This window comes from Armatimonadota bacterium (assembly GCA_035527535.1).
In the GTDB taxonomy this organism is placed as follows: domain Bacteria; phylum Armatimonadota; class Hebobacteria.
This window is the reverse complement of sequence record DATLAK010000179.1, coordinates 38801-46916: the sequence shown is the minus strand read 5'-3', so window position 1 is coordinate 46916 and position 8116 is coordinate 38801. Positions and strand designations below refer to the sequence as shown.

General features: G+C 66.2%; 9 protein-coding genes. All 9 read left to right on the top strand.

Translation table 11 applies throughout. The features are described 5' to 3' along the window. The first annotated feature begins 200 nt into the window (after positions 1-200). Positions 201-1364, top strand: a complete 1164-nt coding sequence (locus VM221_13200) for a hypothetical protein (protein HUT75778.1) — start codon at positions 201-203, stop codon at positions 1362-1364. A gap of 40 nt (positions 1365-1404) precedes the next feature. Further along, positions 1405-2169 carry a 16S rRNA (guanine(527)-N(7))-methyltransferase RsmG gene (gene rsmG / locus VM221_13195; protein ID HUT75777.1) on the top strand — a complete coding sequence of 255 codons (765 nt, stop codon included), beginning with the start codon at positions 1405-1407 and terminating at the stop codon, positions 2167-2169. 117 nt (positions 2170-2286) lie between these two features. After that, complete coding sequence (locus VM221_13190; GenBank protein ID HUT75776.1) at positions 2287-3090, top strand: ParA family protein; 804 nt, start codon at positions 2287-2289, stop codon at positions 3088-3090. Continuing rightward, positions 3044-3931: a ParB/RepB/Spo0J family partition protein gene (locus VM221_13185; protein HUT75775.1), complete on the top strand. Its 888-nt coding sequence runs from the start codon at positions 3044-3046 to the stop codon at positions 3929-3931. Before VM221_13190 ends, VM221_13185 begins: the two co-directional genes overlap by 47 nt. Positions 3932-4081: 150 nt before the next feature. Continuing rightward, positions 4082-4963 carry a pyridoxal 5'-phosphate synthase lyase subunit PdxS gene (pdxS, locus tag VM221_13180; protein HUT75774.1) on the top strand — a complete coding sequence of 294 codons (882 nt, stop codon included), beginning with the start codon at positions 4082-4084 and terminating at the stop codon, positions 4961-4963. Between the two features lies 1 nt (position 4964). Further along, a complete protein-coding gene (gene pdxT / locus VM221_13175) occupies positions 4965-5540 on the top strand; it encodes a pyridoxal 5'-phosphate synthase glutaminase subunit PdxT (GenBank protein ID HUT75773.1) in 576 nt (191 codons plus the stop codon). A gap of 101 nt (positions 5541-5641) precedes the next feature. Continuing rightward, positions 5642-5872: a DUF2283 domain-containing protein gene (locus VM221_13170; protein ID HUT75772.1), complete on the top strand. Its 231-nt coding sequence runs from the start codon at positions 5642-5644 to the stop codon at positions 5870-5872. A gap of 45 nt (positions 5873-5917) precedes the next feature. After that, positions 5918-7141 (top strand): ATP-binding protein, encoded by a 1224-nt coding sequence (locus VM221_13165; GenBank protein HUT75771.1) that lies wholly within the window; start codon positions 5918-5920, stop codon positions 7139-7141. A gap of 192 nt (positions 7142-7333) precedes the next feature. Next, positions 7334-8116 carry an ABC transporter permease gene (locus tag VM221_13160; GenBank protein HUT75770.1) on the top strand — a complete coding sequence of 261 codons (783 nt, stop codon included), beginning with the start codon at positions 7334-7336 and terminating at the stop codon, positions 8114-8116.

The following is an 8116-nucleotide window of genomic DNA, read 5'->3' as shown; positions in this document are numbered from 1 at the left end:
TAGGGGCAAGGCATGCCTTGCCCCTACGAGGTCGTGCCCGGCGCGTCGCCCAACCATCCCCACTGGAATCGGTCACATCCGGCGCGGCTGCGAGTGGCCCACGGCGGGATGAACATCGAACAGGACTTCTGGCGGATGTTGCCGAACGACAAGCCGGACCGCAATCACATACGCCAGCACGGCGGGGGAGGAAACGTGCGATGCGCGGATGCTTGTGCGCCGGGTTCAGTGTAGTTCTGATGTTGGCCCTCACAGGCGGGGCGCATGCCCTGCAACTACGTTCCGGGGATACCATCGTCGTCGAGAAGGGCGTGACGATTGACGATGACCTGGTGGTGGCGGGCCAAGATGTAAGGATTGAGGGCACGGTCAACGGCAACCTGGTGGTGGCAGCGCAGACGCTCTCGATCCCTGGCGAGGTGGGCGGCAGTGTGGTTGCGATCGGGCAGAAGGTGTCCTGCTCGGGCCCGGTTGGCGGGAGTTTCCAGGGCGCGGGGCAGATGGTCACCCTCGATTCCTCGGTACGCCACAACTTCATAGCCGCCGGGCAGCGGGTCGTCCTGGGCGATAACGCAGTGGTGCGCCGCGACGCGCTGGCGGCGTGCAAGTCCCTGGCGACTTCAGGGGTGATCGGCGGCAACCTCAAGGCCGCGGGGGGGACCGCCACCGTGGCTGGGGGCGTCGGTGACAACGCATACCTGTGGGTCGAACGATTGCGCCTGGCTGAGGGCGCCAAGATCATGGGGAACCTGGTCTACGAGAGCGCGCGGCCCGCAATCGTGGCCACTGGCGCCAAGGTCATGGGAGACGTCGTTCATCGCTTGCCGCGACCGCGCCTGCGGACCCCGCGCCAGCCGGCGTCACCGTGGATCTGGCGATCTATCACGCTCGTATGGCTGGTGCTCTTCACCCTGGGGTTGACCGCCCTCCTGCCGCGTCATATGCACCACGCCGCCGATCGCATCCGGAGTTCCCCGCTGTGGAGTCTGCTCGTCGGCTTCCTGGCGATAGTCATCGGGCCGCTCGTGGTCTTGGTGCTGCTGGGCCCGGTGCTGCCTGCGGCGCTGATCGTGGCCGGAATCTGGGTTGCGTTTCTGTACACGGCAAAGGCAGTGTTCGGCGTGTTCCTGGGCTCGTGGCTGTTCAGGGGGTTCGCGGGGCGCGAGGTGGTTCGGCCGGTTATCGCCGGACTGGTCGGGGTCGTGATTCTGTGGGCGCTCATGCTGGCGCCGTATTTCGGGTTCATCTTGCGGATGGCAGTGACTCTCCTCGGCTTCGGGGCGATCACCATGTTCGTCGGCAGCCGCATCGCGGCAGGCTACCGGCGGGACGACCAGTCGCGCGCCGCCGGCTCCGGGACGTAGCGCGAATGGCGATCGTCGTGAGACGCTCTGTTGCAAACATATGGTTGCTGCATTGACGGCCTGGGCGCGCCCGCTCCAGATGGAAGGCCGCCGTCTCGGCATCCGAATCACCGACGGCCAGCTAAGGGCCTTCGATGCATACCTTCGAGCCCTATTGGAATCGAACCGTCGCGTCAACCTGACCTCTATCACCGACCCGCAGCAGGTTGCGACCACGCACTTCCTCGATTCTCTCACCTGCCTGCTCGCGGCTCCCTTTCCGCACGCCGCAGCCGTCGCGGACGTCGGCTCCGGAGCCGGCCTGCCCGGCATTCCGCTTGCCATCGCCAGGCCCGATCTCCGCGTGACGCTGATCGAGTCCACGGGAAAGAAGTGCCGCTTCCTCGAGCGCGTTGTTGGCATCCTCGGTCTCGGCAAGGCCGGGGTCGCGTGCGCGCGGGCGGAGGCCGTCGGACATGACCCCGAGCACCGGGAATCATATGACGTCGTCGTCGCGCGGGCGCTGGCGGAGGCGGCGGTGGCGGCTGAACTGTGCCTCCCGCTGGCGAAGGTTGGCGGGGCGGTGATGCTCATGAAGGGGCCGCACGCGGCGGAGGAGATTGACCGGGCGGGAGCGGCCATTTCGATCCTGGGTGGCGAGGTGGAGGCGGCGCGGAGGTTCACCATCAATGCTCCCGGGGAGGCGCTCTCGCGGACGATCATTGTTGTGCGCAAGAACCGGCCGACGCCGGATGCTTACCCCCGCGCGCCGGGCAGGCCGGGGAAACGCCCTCTGGGCATTGACACGCGCAGACGCGAAGGATAGAATACCCGCAGGTTCCCGCGCGGGGCGGTCCGTTGTCTTGACGGTTGAGCGTCATTGTGCAGTGTGCCGGCGCTTGGCCCCGCGCCGCGCGGGATCGGCACTTGGAGTCTGCAGCGGATGGCGACGGCTCAGGTAACGGCTATCCTCAACCAGAAGGGGGGCGTAGGCAAGACCACTACCGCCATCAACCTCGGCGCCTGTCTGGCAGCCGCCGGCAGGCGAGTGCTGGTGGTGGATATGGATCCCCAGGCCAACTGCACGAGCGGCCTGGGGATGGGGAGCGCTGACGGCAAGACGATTTATGACGTGCTGGTTGACGGAGTGGACATGGCGGAGGCGGTGCGGCCGACCCGGGTGGAGGGCCTGGCGGCGGTGCCGTCAACTATAGACCTGGCCGGGGCCGAGGTCGAACTGGTGACGGCGATCGCGAGGGAATCGCGCTTGCGCGAGGCATTGCGGGGGGTGAGCGACCGCTTCGACTACATCCTGCTGGACACGCCGCCGTCACTTGGGCTGCTGACGGTTAACTGCCTGACAGGGGCGCGGTGGGTGCTGATACCCATCCAGTGTGAATACTACGCGCTGGAGGGGCTGGCGCAATTGGGGCGGACGGTGGGGCTGGTGGAAAAGCACCTGAACCCCGGGCTGCGGCTGATGGGGGTGGTGCTGACGATGTTCGACGGGCGCACGAAGCTTTCGCGGGAGGTGGCAGAGCGGGTGCGAGAGCGGTTTGGGGCGCGGGTGTTCGAGGCGGTGATTCCGCGGTCGGTGCGGCTGTCCGAGTCGCCCAGCTACGGACAGCCGATCATCGTGTACGATCCGAGATCGAAGGGTGCCGAGGCTTACACAGAACTTGCGAAGGAAGTGATGAGGATTGGAGACGAAACACAGGGGACTGGGGTCGCTGATCCCGCAGATTGACGAAGCGTGGCCGGAGGCGGCGGAGGGAGTGCAGCAGGCCCGGGTGGACGACATCGCGCCAAACCCGTACCAGCCGCGTCAGCAGTACGATCCGGAGAAGATGGCGGAGCTGGCGGAATCGGTGCGGGAGCATGGAGTGATTCAGCCGCTGGTGGCGCGCAGGTGCGCGACTGGATATGAGCTCATAGCGGGGGAGCGGCGGCTGCAGGCGGCGCGGCAGGCTGGTTTGGTGCAGGTGCCGGTGGTGGTGCGGGAGTGCGGCGACCGGCAGATGCTGGAGTTGGCGCTGGTGGAGAACCTCCAGCGCGAGGACATCAACTGCGTGGAGGCGGGGAGAGCGTTCCAGCGGTTGATGGATGATTTTGGGTTGACACAGGAGCAGGTGGCTGAGCGCGTGGGAAAGAGCCGGTCAGCGGTGGCGAACACGCTGCGGCTGTTGGGGCTCCCGGAGGAGGTGCTGGATAGCCTGGGTGGGGGGCGAATCACTGAGGGTCATGGTCGGGCGCTACTCGCGTTTGGTGACGAGGAGACGATGGTCGTTGTCTGCCGCCGCATCGAGCGCGATGGGATGTCAGTCCGCCAGGTGGAGAGCCTCGCGCAGCGCGCAAAGGCGGCGCCCGTTGTTTCACGTGAAACGAATCACAGAGAGCAGGCACTTGACGCAAACCTCCGTTTGCTACAGGACCGTCTGCGCCACGCCCTGGAGACCAAGGTCACGCTCAAACCTCGTGGCGATGGCGGATCCATCGAGATCGAGTACTACTCGGACGAGGACCTCGACCGCATCGCCGCTCAAGTTCTGGGCGAAGAGGTATGCCAACCGGACGAACTGTCGTCATAGCGTTACATGGCGGGTCGCTGATAGCACATCGATGTATAGCCATGGCTACAGCCGTAGTGGGTCTTAAGCACATCGGTGACATAGAAGAGATGTTTCCACTGAGGGGTCGTTATCCCCATCGGCTCGGGGCATGTGAGGAGGCGAATAGGATTGGATAAGTCAACCTGGAGAACCAAAGTCGGCCTGGCGGAAATGCTCAAGGGCGGCGTCATCATGGACGTCACCAATGCCGAGCAGGCCAAAATCGCCGAGGAGGCGGGCGCGGTCGCGGTCATGGCCCTGGAACGCGTCCCGGCGGACATCCGCGCTCAGGGCGGGGTCGCGCGCATGGCCGACCCCGAGAAGATCAAGGACATCATGGCAACGGTCACCATCCCGGTCATGGCCAAGTGCCGCATCGGGCACTTCACGGAGGCGCGGGTGCTGGAGGCGCTGGGGGTGGACTTCGTTGACGAGAGCGAGGTGCTCACCCCCGCCGACGAGCAGTTCCACGTCGAGAAGCACCAGTTCCGCGTGCCCTTCGTGTGCGGCTGCCGCGACCTCGGCGAGGCGCTGCGCCGCATCGGCGAGGGCGCGGCCATGATCCGCACCAAGGGCGAGGCCGGCAGCGGCAATGTCGTCGAGGCGGTGCGCCACATGCGCCTGGTGATGACCGGGGTCCGACGCCTGACGACTCTGCGCCCCGAGGAGCTGATGACCGAGGCGAAAAACCTGGGCGCACCCTACGACCTGGTGGCCGAAATCGCCGGCACCGGCAAGCTCCCCGTGCCCAATTTCGCCGCCGGCGGCATCGCCACCCCCGCCGACGCCGCCCTGATGATGCATCTGGGCGCGGAGGCGGTGTTCGTCGGCTCCGGCATCTTCAAGTCCAAGGACCCCAAGTCCCGCGCGCGCGCCATCGTGGACGCCACCGCGCACTACGACGACCCCAAGCTGATCGCGGACGCCTGCGCCGGTCTGGGCGAGGCGATGCCGGGGCTGGAGATGAGCAAGCTCGCCGAGGGCGACCTGCTCCAGACAAGGGGCTGGTAGGTTGAGAATCGGCGTCTTGGCCCTGCAGGGGGCGGTGGGGGCGCACGTCGAGTGCCTGCGGCGCCTCGGCGTCGAGCCGCGGGAGGTGCGGACGCCCAGCGAGCTCGAGGGGTGCGCGGGCATCATCCTGCCGGGGGGCGAGAGCACGACCCTGGGCAAGCTGATGGCGCGCATCGGGCTGGACGCGGCGCTGCGCGAGTTCGCGACGGCGGAGGCGCCGATGCTGGGCACCTGCGCGGGGATGATCCTGATGGCGCGCGAGCTCGACGGCGATGAGCAGCCGCTGCTGGGGCTAATGAACATCGTGGTGCGGCGCAACGCCTTCGGCCGCCAGGTGGACAGCTTCGAGCACGATCTCGAGGTGGCGGGGCTGAACGGCGAGAAGTTCCGCGGGGTGTTCATCCGCGCGCCCTACGTGTGCGCGGTGGGCGAGGAGGTGGCGGTCATGGCCCGGGTCGAGAATCATCCGGTGCTGGTGCGCCAGGGCAAGCTGCTGGCGGCCGCCTTCCATCCCGAGCTGACCGACGACCTGCGGGTGCACCGGCTGTTGGTGGAGATGGCGGAACGGAGCAGCTAACCGCCGATTCACGCCGATGGACGCCGATGGGAGGAATGCGGCCCGATTGGACGGTCGCGCAAGCGCGCGTTGCTTCGCGGGGAGGCCGGCGGAGGAGCGAGATGCGGATTGAATACGATTCCGAGGTAGATGCTCTGTATATCCAGTTCCGCCCGGCGGCGCCCGGCACGGTGGAGAACCGGCGCGTTTCCGAGGATGTCACCGCTGACTACGGCCTCGACGGGAAGATCGTGGGGTTGGAGATTCTGGACGCGAGCGCCGTACTAGGCGAGGACGCGGGGCGCGTAGTCGTCGAGGTGGCGGGCGGCAAGATGGGCGTGGGCGCGGGCTAGCGCTCTTGCCGCGTCATGAGAAGGGCTTGCGGGGGACATGCTCAGGTGTCTTCGGTTTTCTCCAAGCCACTCGCAGAGATAACGCTTGAAGACCTGAATGGTCTGATAGAGGTCGAGGAATCGGATCGGCTCGACTTCAAGGGCAAGGCCTATCGGCACGACGACGAAGAGACCCGCGAGATGCTCCGGGACATCACGGCGTTAGCAAACGCCGTAGGTGGGCACTTGCTCATCGGGATTGAGGAGGACGGCGAGGACAAGGCCGCGCGGATCGTGGGCATCGCTAACGCCGAGGAAGAAGCGGCTCGCATGATGTCCTGCTGCCTGGCCAGCATTGGAGAGCGAATCCTCGGACTCAATTTCGCGGTGGTCCCCGCGACTGAAGGCAAGCAGGTGATTGTCTGGTTTGTCCCCAGGAGCACCCGCGCGCCACACATGATTACCTTCAAGGGCCTGTACCAATGCTGGAGGAGACAGGGCCGCCAGAAGCATAAGATGAGCATCGATGAGATACGGGAGGCATGCACCCGCACAGAGAACATCCGCCGCAGCCTTGAGGACTTCCTGGCGGAGCGGCGCGGCAAGATCATGGCGCAGATCGGAGATCAGCCACACCTCGTAGTGACGGCAACGCCGCTGATTGTCAAGGACGAAATCATAGACACCGCCTACCCGGCGGTGAGGAACTTGATGACCGGACCGGGACCGCTGGACCCTCTTGGAGATGATTGGACGATATGGTTCGAGGCGCAACACGTGCTGCCTTCCCTATATGGGTTGGTGGCTGAGTGCGAAGGCTGGCATAGGCTGGACGTGTTCCGCAACGGTCATGCAGAGTTCCGCGCCCGCATCTCCCGTGAGACCCGCTTCCTGGACAAGATGACTGGAGAGGACGAGCGAGAGTACACAACCATCAACCGCTGGCCACTCGTCCGATATCCGGCCAGCTTCTTGCGCTTCGTTGGGGCGCTCGCCGACCATGCGGGGTTAACGGAGCCCATCGTCGTCGGACTGAGCATATTCAATGCGCGGGGCCTACGGCTGCAGAACGGACGCCCAGACAGCGGCCGAAGGATGACGCCGCCGCATCGCCGTCGCTTCACTGCGTGGGAGCACGAACAGCATCTTGAGATTCCGCCGATGCAGTTCCCTTATCCGCTGCAAGTGGGCGCGGCCGCGAAGACCTTGTCCGATAGGCTCTGGATGGCGTTTCACTACGACTGTTGCCCGTTGCTCAACGAGGACGGCCAGCCGCCGCCCGACTCGTAGTGTTGCGAGAGAACGCGATGGATGTGAGACATTCCTTGAAGACATGGAGCATAGGCGCCCTCGCCTGTGCGGGCGGCCACACGGCCGGGGCGGCCATGTTCCGTGAAGTTCTCCTGGCGCCGGGAAGGTTGCTTGGCGATTGCTGCAACTTTACGTTAACTGAGCGCTGAGTCAGAGAGCAGTGGTGAGTAATTGACGACCGCGATCACATCATTGGGGCGGGCGGTAATCGAGGGGCTGCGCTGGCTAGGGGAGGCGCAGCTCCTGCTGCTGGCGGCGTTGGGCAACATCGCGCGGGGGCGCGTGCGCCGCGCGGAGACGACGGAACAGATGGCGGTGTTGGGGTTTGACTCGCTGCCCATCGTCGTCATCACCATGCTGGCGGTGGGCATGGTGGTCTCGCTCAACACCGCCCGGCAGATGGCCGGCATCGGGCTTTCGCAGTTTGCGGGGGGCGCGGTGGCGATCACGGTCGCGCGGGAGGCGGGGCCGGTGCTGGCGGCGGTGGTGGTGGCGGCGCGCGTGGGGTCGGCGATCGCGGCGGAGCTGGGCTCGATGAAGGTCACCGAGCAGGTGGACGCGCTGCGGGCGCTGGCGGTAAGCCCGGTGGAGTACCTGGTGGTGCCGCGGCTGGTGGCGGCGGTGGTGATGCTGCCGGTGCTGGTGGTGCTGGCGGATGCGAGCGGCGGGCTGGGGGCCTACCTGGTGGGGATGACGCAGGGGATCACCCCCGAGGAGTTCCTCTACAGCGTGCAGCGCTTCCTCACCGCCTCCGATCTCCTCGGCGGTCTCGCCAAGTCCGCGGTCTTCGGGTGCATCATCGGCCTGGTGGCATGTCACGTCGGTCTGCGCGCGCGCGGCGGCGCCGAGGGGGTGGGGCGAGCGACCACCTCCGCGGTCGTCATCAGCATCGTGCTGATCTATGTGAGCGACTACCCCATGACCTGGATCATGCTGTCGCTGATCGGGCATTGA

Excerpts from the sequence above, each read along its gene's own strand:
- VM221_13190 (HUT75776.1), top strand. The coding sequence starts at position 2,287 with ATGGCGACGGCTCAGGTAACGGCTATCCTCAACCAGAAGGGGGGCGTA.
- VM221_13170 (HUT75772.1), top strand. The coding sequence starts at position 5,642 with ATGCGGATTGAATACGATTCCGAGGTAGATGCTCTGTATATCCAGTTC.
- VM221_13200 (HUT75778.1), top strand. The coding sequence starts at position 201 with ATGCGCGGATGCTTGTGCGCCGGGTTCAGTGTAGTTCTGATGTTGGCC.
- rsmG (HUT75777.1), top strand. The coding sequence starts at position 1,405 with ATGGTTGCTGCATTGACGGCCTGGGCGCGCCCGCTCCAGATGGAAGGC.